Annotated in this window: 4 protein-coding genes, 17 tRNA genes, 4 rRNA genes and 1 CRISPR repeat array (2 of these 26 running past the window's edge); all 25 genes read left to right on the top strand. The window is 44.2% G+C overall.

What is annotated here, in order from left to right:
- Nucleotides 1-2,828: ribosomal RNA gene (locus VXM77_RS11970) — 23S ribosomal RNA — on the top strand (it extends 66 nt beyond the left edge of the window).
- A gap of 57 nt (nt 2,829-2,885) precedes the next feature.
- Nucleotides 2,886-2,994: ribosomal RNA gene (rrf, locus tag VXM77_RS11965) — 5S ribosomal RNA — on the top strand.
- Nucleotides 2,995-3,006: 12 nt separating this feature from the next.
- Nucleotides 3,007-3,083: transfer RNA gene (locus VXM77_RS11960), tRNA-Asn, on the top strand.
- A gap of 9 nt (nt 3,084-3,092) precedes the next feature.
- Nucleotides 3,093-3,169 (top strand) — tRNA-Glu (locus tag VXM77_RS11955).
- A gap of 14 nt (nt 3,170-3,183) precedes the next feature.
- A tRNA-Val gene (locus tag VXM77_RS11950) sits at nt 3,184-3,259 on the top strand.
- Between the two features lie 6 nt (nt 3,260-3,265).
- Nucleotides 3,266-3,341 (top strand) — tRNA-Thr (locus tag VXM77_RS11945).
- Between the two features lie 8 nt (nt 3,342-3,349).
- Nucleotides 3,350-3,423, top strand: a tRNA-Trp gene (locus VXM77_RS11940).
- Between the two features lie 2 nt (nt 3,424-3,425).
- Nucleotides 3,426-3,501, top strand: a tRNA-His gene (locus VXM77_RS11935).
- 15 nt (nt 3,502-3,516) lie between these two features.
- A tRNA-Cys gene (locus VXM77_RS11930) sits at nt 3,517-3,590 on the top strand.
- A gap of 15 nt (nt 3,591-3,605) precedes the next feature.
- Nucleotides 3,606-3,694, top strand: a tRNA-Leu gene (locus tag VXM77_RS11925).
- Nucleotides 3,695-3,706: 12 nt separating this feature from the next.
- Nucleotides 3,707-3,782: transfer RNA gene (locus VXM77_RS11920), tRNA-Thr, on the top strand.
- A 16-nt stretch (nt 3,783-3,798) separates the two neighbouring features.
- A tRNA-Tyr gene (locus VXM77_RS11915) sits at nt 3,799-3,883 on the top strand.
- 8 nt (nt 3,884-3,891) lie between these two features.
- Nucleotides 3,892-3,966, top strand: a tRNA-Gln gene (locus tag VXM77_RS11910).
- Nucleotides 3,967-3,971: 5 nt separating this feature from the next.
- Nucleotides 3,972-4,047 (top strand) — tRNA-Lys (locus VXM77_RS11905).
- A 41-nt stretch (nt 4,048-4,088) separates the two neighbouring features.
- A tRNA-Leu gene (locus VXM77_RS11900) sits at nt 4,089-4,177 on the top strand.
- Nucleotides 4,178-4,185: 8 nt separating this feature from the next.
- A tRNA-Arg gene (locus VXM77_RS11895) sits at nt 4,186-4,262 on the top strand.
- 7 nt (nt 4,263-4,269) lie between these two features.
- Nucleotides 4,270-4,346 (top strand) — tRNA-Pro (locus VXM77_RS11890).
- Nucleotides 4,347-4,366: 20 nt separating this feature from the next.
- Nucleotides 4,367-4,442, top strand: a tRNA-Ala gene (locus VXM77_RS11885).
- 44 nt (nt 4,443-4,486) lie between these two features.
- Nucleotides 4,487-7,380 (top strand): 23S ribosomal RNA (locus VXM77_RS11880).
- Nucleotides 7,381-7,553: 173 nt separating this feature from the next.
- A 5S ribosomal RNA gene (gene rrf, locus VXM77_RS11875) occupies nt 7,554-7,662 on the top strand.
- A 128-nt stretch (nt 7,663-7,790) separates the two neighbouring features.
- Nucleotides 7,791-7,864: transfer RNA gene (locus VXM77_RS11870), tRNA-Gly, on the top strand.
- A 169-nt stretch (nt 7,865-8,033) separates the two neighbouring features.
- Complete coding sequence (gene cas9, locus VXM77_RS11865) at nt 8,034-11,384, top strand: type II CRISPR RNA-guided endonuclease Cas9 (RefSeq protein WP_338506465.1); 3,351 nt, start codon at nt 8,034-8,036, stop codon at nt 11,382-11,384.
- Nucleotides 11,385-11,534: 150 nt separating this feature from the next.
- Nucleotides 11,535-12,437, top strand: a complete 903-nt coding sequence (cas1, locus tag VXM77_RS11860) for a type II CRISPR-associated endonuclease Cas1 (RefSeq protein WP_262950721.1) — start codon at nt 11,535-11,537, stop codon at nt 12,435-12,437.
- Between the two features lie 11 nt (nt 12,438-12,448).
- On the top strand, nt 12,449-12,757 hold the full coding sequence (gene cas2, locus VXM77_RS11855; RefSeq protein WP_237658998.1) for a CRISPR-associated endonuclease Cas2: 309 nt from the start codon (nt 12,449-12,451) through the stop codon (nt 12,755-12,757).
- Entirely contained in the window at nt 12,754-13,806 is a 1,053-nt protein-coding gene (gene csn2-St, locus VXM77_RS11850) for a CRISPR-associated protein Csn2-St (protein WP_161832900.1), read from the top strand. Before cas2 ends, csn2-St begins: the two co-directional genes overlap by 4 nt.
- Before the next feature lie 51 nt (nt 13,807-13,857).
- A CRISPR array of direct repeats spans nt 13,858-15,000; the repeat unit is 36 nt; unit sequence GTTTTAGTACCCTTAAGATTTTAGCTACTGTAAAAC; it runs 1,461 nt beyond the window's last position.

The following is a 15,000-nucleotide window of genomic DNA, read 5'->3' as shown; positions in this document are numbered from 1 at the left end:
GGCGAAACGCCTCGGGGAGCTGTAAGTAAGCAAAGAGCCGGGGATATCCGAATGGGGAAACCCGCTAGTGGTCATACGCTAGCACCGTATGGTGAATCAATAGCCATAGAGGAGACAGACCCAGGGAACTGAAACATCTAAGTACCTGGAGGAAAAGAAAGAAACATCGATTCCCCAAGTAGCGGCGAGCGAACAGGGAGGAGCCCAAACCGGAGTAATCCGGGGTAGAAGGACCTTCAGAAATGACTGAACATGATAGCCGAATGGTCTGGGAAGGCCAACCGGAGGGGGTGAGAGTCCCGTAGGTGAAATTGTGTGAAGCAGGGAAGGGATCCTGAGTACGGCGGGACACGAGAAATCCCGTCGGAAGCAACGAGGACCATCTCGTAAGGCTAAATACTACCTAGTGACCGATAGTGAACCAGTACCGTGAGGGAAAGGTGAAAAGAACCCCGGAAGGGGAGTGAAAGAGAACCTGAAACCGTGTGCCTACAACTAGTCAGAGCCCGTTAAAGGGTGATGGCGTGCCTTTTGTAGAATGAACCGGCGAGTTACGATATCGTGCAAGGTTAAGTTGAAGAGACGGAGCCGAAGCGAAAGCGAGTCTGAATAGGGCGAGGAGTACGATGTTGTAGACCCGAAACCGTGTGAGCTAGCCATGAGCAGGCTGAAGGTCAGGTAACACTGACTGGAGGGCCGAACCAGGGCACGTTGAAAAGTGCTTGGATGACTTGTGGCTAGGGGTGAAATTCCAATCGAACACGGATATAGCTGGTTCTCTCCGAAATAGCTTTAGGGCTAGCCTCGATAAGAGTCTACTGGAGGTAGAGCACTGAATGGGTGATGGCCCCACCTCGGGGTACTGATCTCAATCAAACTCCGAATGCCAGATAGATATGATCGGGAGTCAGACTGTGGGTGATAAGGTCCATGGTCAAAAGGGAAAGAGCCCAGACCGCCAGCTAAGGCCCCCAAGTGTCCGTTAAGTGGAAAAGGATGTGGAGATGCACAGACAACTAGGAGGTTGGCTTAGAAGCAGCCATCCTTTAAAGAGTGCGTAATAGCTCACTAGTCGAGTGACTCTGCGCCGAAAATGTACCGGGGCTAAACGGACCGCCGAAGCTGCGGATTGACACGAAGTGTCAGTGGTAGGAGAGCGTTCTAACAGCACAGAAGCAGTACCGGAAGGAGCTGTGGAGCGGTTAGAAGTGAGAATGCCGGTGTGAGTAGCGAAAGATAGGTGAGAATCCTATCCATCGAAAGCCTAAGGTTTCCAGGGGAAGGCTCGTCCGCCCTGGGTAAGTCGGGACCTAAGGTGAGGCCGAAAGGCGTAGCCGATGGACAACAGGTAGAGATTCCTGTACCACTTAATAAACTGAAGGAGTGACGGAGAAGGCTAAGTTGAGCGTGTGAATGGATTCACGTGTAAGCAGTGAGGTGGTCATGTAGGCAAATCCGCATGGCGAAACATTGAGCTGTGATGCCGAAAGCCCGAAAGGGTGAAGTCAGCTGATGTCACGCTTCCAAGAAAAGCTTCTAGGGATAATTTATTAGGTGCCCGTACCGATAACCGACACAGGTAGGCGAGGAGAGAATCCTAAGATGAGCGAGAGAACTCTTGTTAAGGAACTCGGCAAAATGACCCCGTAACTTCGGGAGAAGGGGTGCTTGTGAAAGCAAGCCGCAGTGAAAAGGCCCAGGCGACTGTTTATCAAAAACACAGGTCTCTGCTAAACCGCAAGGTGATGTATAGGGGCTGACGCCTGCCCGGTGCTGGAAGGTTAAGAGGAGAGGTTAGCGCAAGCGAAGCTTTGAATTGAAGCCCCAGTAAACGGCGGCCGTAACTATAACGGTCCTAAGGTAGCGAAATTCCTTGTCGGGTAAGTTCCGACCCGCACGAAAGGCGTAACGATCTGGGCGCTGTCTCAACAAGAGACTCGGTGAAATCATAGTACCTGTGAAGATGCAGGTTACCCGCGACAGGACGGAAAGACCCCGTGGAGCTTTACTGTAGCTTGATATTGAGCACTGGTGACACATGTACAGGATAGGTAGGAGACGAAGAGACCAGGACGCCAGTCTTGGAGGAGTCGCTGTTGGGATACTACCCTTGTGTTACTGGGGTTCTAACCCGTGGCCATGAGCTGGTCAGGGGACAGTGTCAGGTGGGCAGTTTGACTGGGGCGGTCGCCTCCCAAAGAGTAACGGAGGCGCCCAAAGGTTCCCTCAGAATGGTTGGAAATCATTCGAAGAGTGTAAAGGCAGAAGGGAGCTTGACTGCGAGACCAACAAGTCGAGCAGGGACGAAAGTCGGGCTTAGTGATCCGGCGGTACCGAATGGAAGGGCCGTCGCTCAACGGATAAAAGCTACCCCGGGGATAACAGGCTGATCTCCCCCAAGAGTTCACATCGACGGGGAGGTTTGGCACCTCGATGTCGGCTCATCGCATCCTGGGGCTGTAGTCGGTCCCAAGGGTTGGGCTGTTCGCCCATTAAAGCGGTACGCGAGCTGGGTTCAGAACGTCGTGAGACAGTTCGGTCCCTATCCGTCGTGGGCGTAGGAAATTTGAGAGGAGCTGTCCTTAGTACGAGAGGACCGGGATGGACACACCGCTGGTGTACCAGTTGTTCTGCCAGGAGCATAGCTGGGTAGCTACGTGTGGAAGGGATAAACGCTGAAAGCATCTAAGCGTGAAGCCCCCCTCAAGATGAGATTTCCCATTCGAAAGAAGTAAGATCCCTTGAAGACGACGAGGTAGATAGGTCAGGAGTGGAAGTTTGGTGACAGATGAAGCGGACTGATACTAATCGATCGAGGACTTAACTAATAAGGAAGTAAGCAGAAGATATCTAGTTTTGTGAGATTGATAAGATCTGACAGAAGGTCTAGTGATAAGGGCAAGGAGGGCACACCTGTTCCCATACCGAACACAGAAGTTAAGCTCCTTAGCGCCGAGGGTAGTACGCAAGTGCGAGAGTAGGACGTCGCTAGGCCATAAATAAAAAGCCTCAATAGCTCAGTTGGTTAGAGCACTTGACTGTTAATCAAGGGGTCCTAGGTTCGAGTCCTAGTTGGGGCGCCATTAAAAAATGGCCCGTTGGTGAAGCGGTTTAACACACATGCCTTTCACGCATGCATACACGGGTTCGAATCCCGTACGGGTCACCATTAAAAATAAAAGTGGAGGATTAGCTCAGCTGGGAGAGCATCTGCCTTACAAGCAGAGGGTCGGCGGTTCGAGCCCGTCATCCTCCACCATAAAGAGCCGGAATAGCTCAATTGGTAGAGCAACTGACTTGTAATCAGTAGGTTGCGGGTTCAAGTCCTGCTTCCGGCACCATTATAAATAGGGGTGTAGTTTAACGGTAGAACAGCGGTCTCCAAAACCGTTAGTGTGGGTTCGATTCCTGTCACCCCTGCCATGGCGATTGTGGCGAAGTGGTTAACGCATCGGATTGTGGCTCCGACATTCGTGGGTTCGATTCCCATCAGTCGCCCCATATCTTATATGATTAGGCGCCATAGCCAAGTGGTAAGGCGTGGGACTGCAACTCCCTGATCATCGGTTCAAATCCGATTGGCGCCTCCAATTAGATAGTAATGTGCCTGGGTGGCGGAACTGGTAGACGCACAGGACTTAAAATCCTGCGGGTGGTGACACCCGTGCCGGTTCGATTCCGGCCCTAGGCACCAATTTAATAAAGAGCCGGAATAGCTCAATTGGTAGAGCAACTGACTTGTAATCAGTAGGTTGCGGGTTCAAGTCCTGCTTCCGGCACCATATAATAAAAGAATACGGTGGGGTAGCGAAGTGGCTAAACGCGGCGGACTGTAAATCCGCTCTCTGAGAGTTCGGCGGTTCGAATCCGTCCCCCACCACCACTTAAGAATGGGCTATAGCCAAGCGGTAAGGCAACGGACTTTGACTCCGTCATGCGCTGGTTCGAATCCAGCTAGCCCAGCCAATGATGTCCTGCTAGCTCAGTTGGTAGAGCATCTGACTTTTAATCAGAGGGTCAGAGGTTCGAGTCCTCTGCAGGACACCATTTTTTTAACTGAAAAAGAACACATAAAGCATAGATAAAAAGCCTGGGTGGCGGAACTGGTAGACGCACAGGACTTAAAATCCTGCGGGTGGTGACACCCGTGCCGGTTCGATTCCGGCCCTAGGCACCAACTAAATAGCGCCCATAGCTCAATTGGATAGAGCGTTTGACTACGGATCAAAAGGTTAGGGGTTCGACTCCTCTTGGGCGCGCCATAAAAAACGGGAAGTGGCTCAGCTTGGTAGAGCACCTGGTTTGGGACCAGGGGGTCGCAGGTTCGAATCCTGTCTTCCCGACCATTAAAAAATAAAAAGAGAATGGGGACTTAGCTCAGCTGGGAGAGCGCCTGCCTTGCACGCAGGAGGTCAGGGGTTCGATCCCCCTAGTCTCCACCAAAAAGAATTGATCTTTGAAAACTAGATATCTTCTGAAGAAGAAAAGTTAAGTAATAAAGGGCGCACGGAGGATGCCTAGGCACTAGGAGTCGAAGAAGGACGCGACAAACGGCGAAACGCCTCGGGGAGCTGTAAGTAAGCAAAGAGCCGGGGATATCCGAATGGGGAAACCCGCTAGTGGTCATACGCTAGCACCGTATGGTGAATCAATAGCCATAGAGGAGACAGACCCAGGGAACTGAAACATCTAAGTACCTGGAGGAAAAGAAAGAAACATCGATTCCCCAAGTAGCGGCGAGCGAACAGGGAGGAGCCCAAACCGGAGTAATCCGGGGTAGAAGGACCTTCAGAAATGACTGAACATGATAGCCGAATGGTCTGGGAAGGCCAACCGGAGGGGGTGAGAGTCCCGTAGGTGAAATTGTGTGAAGCAGGGAAGGGATCCTGAGTACGGCGGGACACGAGAAATCCCGTCGGAAGCAACGAGGACCATCTCGTAAGGCTAAATACTACCTAGTGACCGATAGTGAACCAGTACCGTGAGGGAAAGGTGAAAAGAACCCCGGAAGGGGAGTGAAAGAGAACCTGAAACCGTGTGCCTACAACTAGTCAGAGCCCGTTAAAGGGTGATGGCGTGCCTTTTGTAGAATGAACCGGCGAGTTACGATATCGTGCAAGGTTAAGTTGAAGAGACGGAGCCGAAGCGAAAGCGAGTCTGAATAGGGCGAGGAGTACGATGTTGTAGACCCGAAACCGTGTGAGCTAGCCATGAGCAGGCTGAAGGTCAGGTAACACTGACTGGAGGGCCGAACCAGGGCACGTTGAAAAGTGCTTGGATGACTTGTGGCTAGGGGTGAAATTCCAATCGAACACGGATATAGCTGGTTCTCTCCGAAATAGCTTTAGGGCTAGCCTCGATAAGAGTCTACTGGAGGTAGAGCACTGAATGGGTGATGGCCCCACCTCGGGGTACTGATCTCAATCAAACTCCGAATGCCAGATAGATATGATCGGGAGTCAGACTGTGGGTGATAAGGTCCATGGTCAAAAGGGAAAGAGCCCAGACCGCCAGCTAAGGCCCCCAAGTGTCCGTTAAGTGGAAAAGGATGTGGAGATGCACAGACAACTAGGAGGTTGGCTTAGAAGCAGCCATCCTTTAAAGAGTGCGTAATAGCTCACTAGTCGAGTGACTCTGCGCCGAAAATGTACCGGGGCTAAACGGACCGCCGAAGCTGCGGATTGACACGAAGTGTCAGTGGTAGGAGAGCGTTCTAACAGCACAGAAGCAGTACCGGAAGGAGCTGTGGAGCGGTTAGAAGTGAGAATGCCGGTGTGAGTAGCGAAAGATAGGTGAGAATCCTATCCATCGAAAGCCTAAGGTTTCCAGGGGAAGGCTCGTCCGCCCTGGGTAAGTCGGGACCTAAGGTGAGGCCGAAAGGCGTAGCCGATGGACAACAGGTAGAGATTCCTGTACCACTTAATAAACTGAAGGAGTGACGGAGAAGGCTAAGTTGAGCGTGTGAATGGATTCACGTGTAAGCAGTGAGGTGGTCATGTAGGCAAATCCGCATGGCGAAACATTGAGCTGTGATGCCGAAAGCCCGAAAGGGTGAAGTCAGCTGATGTCACGCTTCCAAGAAAAGCTTCTAGGGATAATTTATTAGGTGCCCGTACCGATAACCGACACAGGTAGGCGAGGAGAGAATCCTAAGATGAGCGAGAGAACTCTTGTTAAGGAACTCGGCAAAATGACCCCGTAACTTCGGGAGAAGGGGTGCTTGTGAAAGCAAGCCGCAGTGAAAAGGCCCAGGCGACTGTTTATCAAAAACACAGGTCTCTGCTAAACCGCAAGGTGATGTATAGGGGCTGACGCCTGCCCGGTGCTGGAAGGTTAAGAGGAGAGGTTAGCGCAAGCGAAGCTTTGAATTGAAGCCCCAGTAAACGGCGGCCGTAACTATAACGGTCCTAAGGTAGCGAAATTCCTTGTCGGGTAAGTTCCGACCCGCACGAAAGGCGTAACGATCTGGGCGCTGTCTCAACAAGAGACTCGGTGAAATCATAGTACCTGTGAAGATGCAGGTTACCCGCGACAGGACGGAAAGACCCCGTGGAGCTTTACTGTAGCTTGATATTGAGCACTGGTGACACATGTACAGGATAGGTAGGAGACGAAGAGACCAGGACGCCAGTCTTGGAGGAGTCGCTGTTGGGATACTACCCTTGTGTTACTGGGGTTCTAACCCGTGGCCATGAGCTGGTCAGGGGACAGTGTCAGGTGGGCAGTTTGACTGGGGCGGTCGCCTCCCAAAGAGTAACGGAGGCGCCCAAAGGTTCCCTCAGAATGGTTGGAAATCATTCGAAGAGTGTAAAGGCAGAAGGGAGCTTGACTGCGAGACCAACAAGTCGAGCAGGGACGAAAGTCGGGCTTAGTGATCCGGCGGTACCGAATGGAAGGGCCGTCGCTCAACGGATAAAAGCTACCCCGGGGATAACAGGCTGATCTCCCCCAAGAGTTCACATCGACGGGGAGGTTTGGCACCTCGATGTCGGCTCATCGCATCCTGGGGCTGTAGTCGGTCCCAAGGGTTGGGCTGTTCGCCCATTAAAGCGGTACGCGAGCTGGGTTCAGAACGTCGTGAGACAGTTCGGTCCCTATCCGTCGTGGGCGTAGGAAATTTGAGAGGAGCTGTCCTTAGTACGAGAGGACCGGGATGGACACACCGCTGGTGTACCAGTTGTTCTGCCAGGAGCATAGCTGGGTAGCTACGTGTGGAAGGGATAAACGCTGAAAGCATCTAAGCGTGAAGCCCCCCTCAAGATGAGATTTCCCATTCGAAAGAAGTAAGATCCCTTGAAGACGACGAGGTAGATAGGTCAGGAGTGGAAGTTTGGTGACAGATGAAGCGGACTGATACTAATCGATCGAGGACTTAACTAAATAGGAAAGGCAAAAACGAGCGGTTATCACAGGCAGAAAGTGAAAAGAACTGAGGAATCACGAAGGTGATGAACAGTTATTGAACTTTACCACTGTGATGCGAGAGTTGCCGGACAAGAAGAAGTAAGCAGAAGATATCTAGTTTTGTGAGATTGATGAAATCTGACAGAAGGTCTAGTGATAAGGGCAAGGAGGGCACACCTGTTCCCATACCGAACACAGAAGTTAAGCTCCTTAGCGCCGAGGGTAGTACGCAAGTGCGAGAGTAGGACGTCGCTAGGCCATAAATAAAGAAAAGTACAAGTGAGCGATTATCTTCGAATAAAACTTAGCGAACACAGAAATGGCTGAAAGCCATGAGAGTGTGCATAAGTTTTATTCGAAGATGCGAACGGTACTAGACACTAAATGCGGGTGTAGTTTAATGGTAGAACTTCAGCCTTCCAAGCTGACTGTGAGAGTTCGATTCTCTTCACCCGCTCCAAATAGCCAATTAACATCCTTCGGGGTGTTTTTTTTTAATCTTATATTAATGGACTAACCTTTATTAGGTTAGTTTTTTTATATTACAAAAACTCTAAATATGTGAAAAAATGTGCTTTTTTAAATGTTATATGATATTATTGTGGTAATAATGATATAGGAGGATGGCTATGGGACTTTCATTAGGATTAGATTTAGGAATAGGTTCGGTTGGATACGGGCTTATTGATATCGAGGATGGAACTATTTTAGAAGCTGGTGTGCGACTTTTTTCTTCTGTTAATCCAGAGAATAATCAAACGCGTCGGGGTTCAAGACAGGCACGACGTCTTAATCGTCGGAAGGTTCATCGATTAACGCGTATTGCGCATTTGTTAGAAGAGAGCGGATTTTTCCGTGGTGATGTTATGGCACTGACGCCGTATCATTTAAGAGTTAAAGGATTAAGTGAGAAGCTAAGTCGTGAGGAGTTGTACGCTGCTTTATATAACTTGGCTAAACATCGTGGAATTTCCTATTTAGAGGATGTTGAGCTAGATGAGGCGGATGGAAGTTCGTTAAGTCATAACGTTGAGTTGTTGAAGGAGTACTATCCATGCCAAATTCAAATGGCTCGATATGAGACGTATGGTCAAATTCGAGGGATTATTGAAACTTTTACTAAGGAGGGTGAACCCGAGTTATTAGTTAATATTTTCCCTACCTCAGCTTATGAAAAGGAAGCGCGAGCGATTCTTTCGAAACAAGGTGAATTTTATCCGGAAATTGATACAAAATTTGTTGAATCGTATATAAAAATTTTAACAGATAAACGCCTTTATTATGTCGGACCTGGAAATGAGAAGTCACGTACCGATTATGGAATTTATCGTGAAAATGGAGAAACACTAGATAACCTATTCGATATTTTAATTGGAAAGTGTACAGTGTATCCTGATGAACGTCGTGCAGCAAAATTTTCTTATACAGCTCAGTTATTTGATTTTCTCAATGACATGAACAACTTGTCTATTGCTGGTGAAAAGTTAACAGAGGATCAAAAACGCAGTATTTATCAGCAAATCATGTCTTCTAAAACGGTTAATATGATGAAGATTATCATGAAGGTGACAGGGTGTATTAAGGAAGATATTAAAGGATTTAGGGTCGATAATAAAGATAAACCAGAATTTCATACTTTTGAAGCTTATCGAAAGTTTAGAAATAAGATGAAAGAGGTCAATGTTGATATTACCACATGGAGTGATGCTGACTTTGATGAACTCGCTGTCCAGCTAACGTTGAGTACAGAATATAAACAAATTGTTGAGCAAGTGAAGAAGTTAAATCTGTTATTAAGTGATGAGGCTATCGATGCGATTGCCGATTTTAGAAAGAAGAATGGGACGCTATTCTCTAAATGGCATAGTTTATCGTTAAAAGCGATGCATGAAATTATGGATGATCTATGGTCAACTCATAAGAATCAAATGCAGTTATACACTGAGTTGGGTGTGTTTAAATCGAATAAGGATCTCTATAAGGGACTGAAATATATTAAGAAAGAGATGTTGCTCGAAGAGATTTACAATCCAGTTGTTCGGAGTTCGATTAGTGAAAGTATTAAGGTCATCAATATGATGCTAAAAAAATATGGAGCGTTAGATAAAATTGTTCTTGAGATGCCACGAGATGCTAATGAAAAGGAAGAAAAGAAACGGTTAGATCAAGCGAAAAAGGATAATAAGACCCACAAAGATACCGCAATTAAAGTGGCCCAAGAGGAATATGGTTTTAGCGAAGAGGCTTATCGTCATCATCAAGATTTAAATACGAAGCTGCGTTTATGGTATGAGCAAGGAAAGTGTTGCCTCTATAGTGGAAAAACGATTAAAGTGATGGATTTAATTATGAATCCGAACCAGTTTGATATTGACCATATTATTCCTAAGTCTATTTCCTTTGACGATAGCTTAAATAATAAGGTGTTATGTTATGCGAGTGAAAATCGTTGGAAAGGGAATCAAACGCCATTCCGTTATTTTAAACGAAAACAAAATTCGCAGTGGAATTATGACAAGTATAAAAGCCAAATTGTTAAATTGTACAATGATGGAAAAGGGAAGTTGACTCGGGCTAAAATGGATTTATTATTATTCGAGGAGGATATTAATAAGTACGAAGTGCGCCGACAGTTTATTAATCGTAACCTGGTAGATACACGTTATGCTTCACGCGTTGTTTTGAATACGTTACAAGACTTTATGTCCGTTAATTATCCGAATACAACGGTTGGGGTTGTGCGTGGAAAGTTTACGGCTCAATTAAGAAAGCATTGGGGTATTAAAAAAGATCGTGATGAAAGCCATTCGCACCATGCGATTGATGCGCTAACCGTAGCATGCGTTCCATACCTCAGCCTGTGGAAGAAACAAGACATCTTTAAGGAAGAGGATATTCGTGTGGATGATTATTCAGTGACGGTGAATGAGGAGACGGGGGAAATCATTGAAGATAGTTATAATCAGTTAGCGTATCAACCCCCATTTGAAAAGTTCTTTACCGGTTTACGTCGGGTTTCACTCGAATGTCGTTATTCATACAAGGTAGATCGCAAGTTTAATCGTCAGGTGGCGGATGCGACTATTTACTCGACACGCCAAGGGGTAGTGAAGGAAACAAAAGGTGAGAAGAAGTTTGTGCTAGATCCTGATAGTAAAGAGCACTATGTGGTGGCGAAGATTAAGAATATTTATGATGACGCAGATGCGAAACGTTTTATGGATCGTTATAAAAAAGATAAAACACAGTTTTTAATGTACCATCATGATCCACAAACCTTTGCGATTCTAGAAGATGCGATAAGACAATATTCAAAAGAGAAAAATCCATTTGCGATGTATCGTGAAGAGCATGGACCGCTTCAAAAATATGCGAAAAAAGGAAATGGACCAGAAATTAGAAGTGTTAAATATTTCGATAAGAAACTAGGGACTCATATTGAGTTAAAGCAAGAACATGAAAAAAATCGAAAGGTTGTTTTACAATCATTAAATCCATGGCGTAGTGATATTTATTACAACAAGAAAGAAAATCGGTATATGGTCGCGGGGATAAAGTATGCTGATTTGTCTTACCAAAAGGGAAGTGGGGAGTATGGGATATCTCTTCAAAAATATCAACAGGTTTTAAAGTCGGAGAAAATTCTGTTGAGTGTTGAAGAGTTAGAAGCTATTCTTAACGGGGAATCGACGGATTCTAATTATGAGTTCTGCTTCTCGTTGTATAAAAATAATTTACTTCAATGGACGGATGAAAAAGATCAAGTGCATCAGTATCGTTTCTTGTCACGAAATTTGAGTAATTCGAATATGATTGAGGTTAAACCAATTGAGAAGTCTAAGTATGAGAAACAGGCTTTAGGAATGAAAACCTTAAAAAAAGGAATTCACGATTTTTATAAAATTGAGGTGGATGTACTAGGGTATCAGTATTTTATTAAACGAGAAAAGTTAAAATTATCGTTTAAATCTTCTTGTTAAACCTTGTGAATTATTATATAATAAAAGTGCAAGGACGCTTGCACAGTAGCTAAAATCTTAAGGATCTACTAAAATAAGGCTTTATGCCGAAATCAGCCCCCGCTTCGGGGGCTTTTTTTTGTATTTAAAAATAAAATAGGGGGTATTGGTATGAGTTGGCGTAGTGTGTTGATTGAGGATGGAGAGTGTTTAAAGTTAAAACTAGATAATTTGGTCGTGGATAAAAATAATAAGCAGTATACGTTGCCTCTTGCGGATCTTTCGGTGATTGTGGTCGATGGCCAACGGACATCGATATCGACGAGGTTGTTAACGCATTTAAGTAAATATAATATTACGTTAGTGACGTGCGATGAGTCTCATCATCCCTGTGGGATGTTTAATACGATGGTGGGACATGTGCGGGCGAGTAAGCTCATTCACCGTCAAATTGCTTTAAAAGAGGAACTTAGAGATTTGATTTGGCAACAATTGATTACATTTAAAATTCGTAATCAGTTAGCGGTCCTTGTGGAATTTGAACGAGACGATTTAGCGATTGAACGACTGAACCAATATGTTCAAGAGGTAAAACCGTATGATCGAACGAATCGTGAGGGACATGCAGCGAAGGTATATTTTAACGCCCTGTTCGGAAAAGACTTCACTCGTCAACAAGACAATACGATTAATGCATGTTTAAACTATGGGTATTCGATTATTCGTGCCCATCTTTCACGATTGGTGGTAGGGTATGGACTCTCTCCATTGCTTGGGGTTTTTCATCGAAGTGAGTATAATGCTTTTAATTTGGTGGATGATTTAATCGAACCTTTTCGACCGTTTGTTGATTATATGGTGTATAAATATTTTAAAGATGAACGTTATTTTAAAAGCGAGCATCGGCAGGCGCTCATTGGATTGATGACGAAGCGTTGTCAGTATAAGGGTGGAAATTATACGCTACAGGTGGTACTTGAAAAGTATGTGATGGATTTTGTTGCGGTATTAGAGCATGAAAACTTAGAACGATTACAGGAGCCAAGCTTGCTGGGATTTGAGGAATTAGTATGAGGTATGATGTGATGAGAATATTATGTTTTTTTGATTTACCAACGGAGACGGCGACTGAAAAGCGAGCGTATCGTCAATTTCGTAAATTATTAATTTCGAATGGATTTGAGATGTTACAATATTCCGTTTATGTGAGGACATGTCCCAATCGCGAACACGCGAAAAAGTTTTATCGGATTATTAATCAAGAAGCACCTGAGCATGGACATATTCGCCTATTAATGGTCACGGAAAAGCAATTTGAGGATATGGCGTTGATAATCGGAGTGAAAAATCACCAAGAATCAGTCATTGGAACGAATAAGGTGGTCGTCATATGAAAAATTACTCGTTTAAACATCCCTTAATGGAAAGAGTGGATCATAGAGGGGAGAATTTTATTCAACTAACCGGGTGTAACCGAAAGGCTCAGGTATACTTAAAGCAGGTGCTAGAATTTTCAGTGCTCGGTCATCGGTATAACGAACTTGAGGCGGAGTCATTGGGGAATCAAGAACTCATTTGGTACTGCGATGAGAAAGTCATTAAAAAGGGTGAGTATCACTATATTAAAATTGCTTCACGTGAAGATTTGTTGTACCAGTTAAGTGGAAGAAAGGGATCCCTACTTGCGACCTTTTTAGAGCAAGTGAATGATGGGGTCATGGTTGCCGATTATCTTGCACAAATAAATGAACTCTTAGAGCGAGTAGCTATTGAGTACCAGAGACGATGTGCAGATTACGGACTTGATTATGAATTTGAAATTAAACCCATGACGCTATCGCTACTTACTCAACAACATTTAATTGCCTATTTAAGTCATTACGGGGTATATAGTTCGGAATTTATGGAAACTAATTATTTATTAGAGGTATTTCTTAAGATTCTAAACGTTCTATTGGAACGAACGGCAACCCGTTATTTAATTTGCTTGGAACATTTATCTCAATTAATTTCTTCTGAGGAGATTGTCCGTATATTAAAGAATCTGAAACAATTAAGTGAAGATTATGACTTAATGATTGTAAATATTGGGCGGGAACCCGACGATCTTTTAGTTGAGAAGGAGGATTTAGAAGCTATTTTGATTTGTGGGGATCAAGAGTGCCAGTCTTTCTATGATTGGACAAGTATTTTGGAGTATATTGAACGACATTATCCTACTTTATTCCAATGGCGTGAAGAGGAGTTACTATTGACCTTAAAACGAGTGATTCCATATCTTTTAAGTAAAGAAGGAGTTCGACATGTTCATCGCCAGCGGGATTTAGTAGTATTTATTTTATTAAATGAGGGATTTTGTTTCTATCAGTATCATTCTGACGAAATTGATGAACTCTCCCCACTCGAAATGAATTTTTTAAGGGAAAAGCTTTATAAATTTTAAGGGCTACGTTATAATTTAATCAAGTGCTAAAGCCTTGACGATCAATTTGAGGTTTTAGTACCCTTAAGATTTTAGCTACTGTAAAACCTTTCCCCCTAAATTTGTTTTCTGTTATATAGTTTTAGTACCCTTAAGATTTTAGCTACTGTAAAACTAACTTGGATTTGCTAAAACACCAAAATCTGTTTTAGTACCCTTAAGATTTTAGCTACTGTAAAACTTGGTCAAGGGGTGCGGTGCTTAACCTCGTGTTTTAGTACCCTTAAGATTTTAGCTACTGTAAAACTTAAGCGTGATATTTAACCCCTCGCAAATAGGTTTTAGTACCCTTAAGATTTTAGCTACTGTAAAACTTTATTTAATTTTTGCTATTCATGTTTTTGTTTTAGTACCCTTAAGATTTTAGCTACTGTAAAACACGATGTAGGATTAGAAATAGGTAGCTATGTTTTAGTACCCTTAAGATTTTAGCTACTGTAAAACCATCCTTGCTCCTATTTTCTCTCTCTTCTGTTTTAGTACCCTTAAGATTTTAGCTACTGTAAAACTTTATTAATTTATTTATACCAACATAATAGTTTTAGTACCCTTAAGATTTTAGCTACTGTAAAACTAACATAGACTTGTCGATAACGACGGCAACGTTTTAGTACCCTTAAGATTTTAGCTACTGTAAAACCCAATATCAATGACCCCCACCACTTTTTTGTTTTAGTACCCTTAAGATTTTAGCTACTGTAAAACTTAGATATTTATTGTTTCCTATTAAGTGAGTTTTAGTACCCTTAAGATTTTAGCTACTGTAAAACTTTCTAAATGAGTAAGCATAGCAACATAAGTTTTAGTACCCTTAAGATTTTAGCTACTGTAAAACGAGATGAGACATAAGCTCGGCGTCCACCATGTTTTAGTACCCTTAAGATTTTAGCTACTGTAAAACGTTTTAGTGAAGCTAAAGGTATGCATCATTGTTTTAGTACCCTTAAGATTTTAGCTACTGTAAAACCCATTAGTCGGAGCAGTATTACAAGTCTTAGTTTTAGTACCCTTAAGATTTTAGCTACTGTAAAACAATTTGCGGGGTAGAAATTCCCTACACTGAGTTTTAGTACCCTTAAGATTTTAGCTACTGTAAAACAAAATTTCTTGTTGAATCTGAACTTTTTCCGTTTTAGTACCCTTAAGATTTTAGCT

The organism is Turicibacter sp. KK003, assembly GCF_037014675.1.
Lineage (GTDB): Bacteria > Bacillota_I > Bacilli_A > MOL361 > Turicibacteraceae > Turicibacter > Turicibacter faecis.
Note: the sequence above shows the minus strand (reverse complement) of the source record. Positions and strands in the feature narration are given on the sequence as shown.

Coding starts and splice junctions, on each gene's coding strand:
- csn2-St (WP_161832900.1), top strand. CDS start 12,754: ATGAAAAATTACTCGTTTAAACATCCCTTAATGGAAAGAGTGGATCAT.
- cas2 (WP_237658998.1), top strand. CDS start 12,449: ATGAGAATATTATGTTTTTTTGATTTACCAACGGAGACGGCGACTGAA.
- cas9 (WP_338506465.1), top strand. CDS start 8,034: ATGGGACTTTCATTAGGATTAGATTTAGGAATAGGTTCGGTTGGATAC.
- cas1 (WP_262950721.1), top strand. CDS start 11,535: ATGAGTTGGCGTAGTGTGTTGATTGAGGATGGAGAGTGTTTAAAGTTA.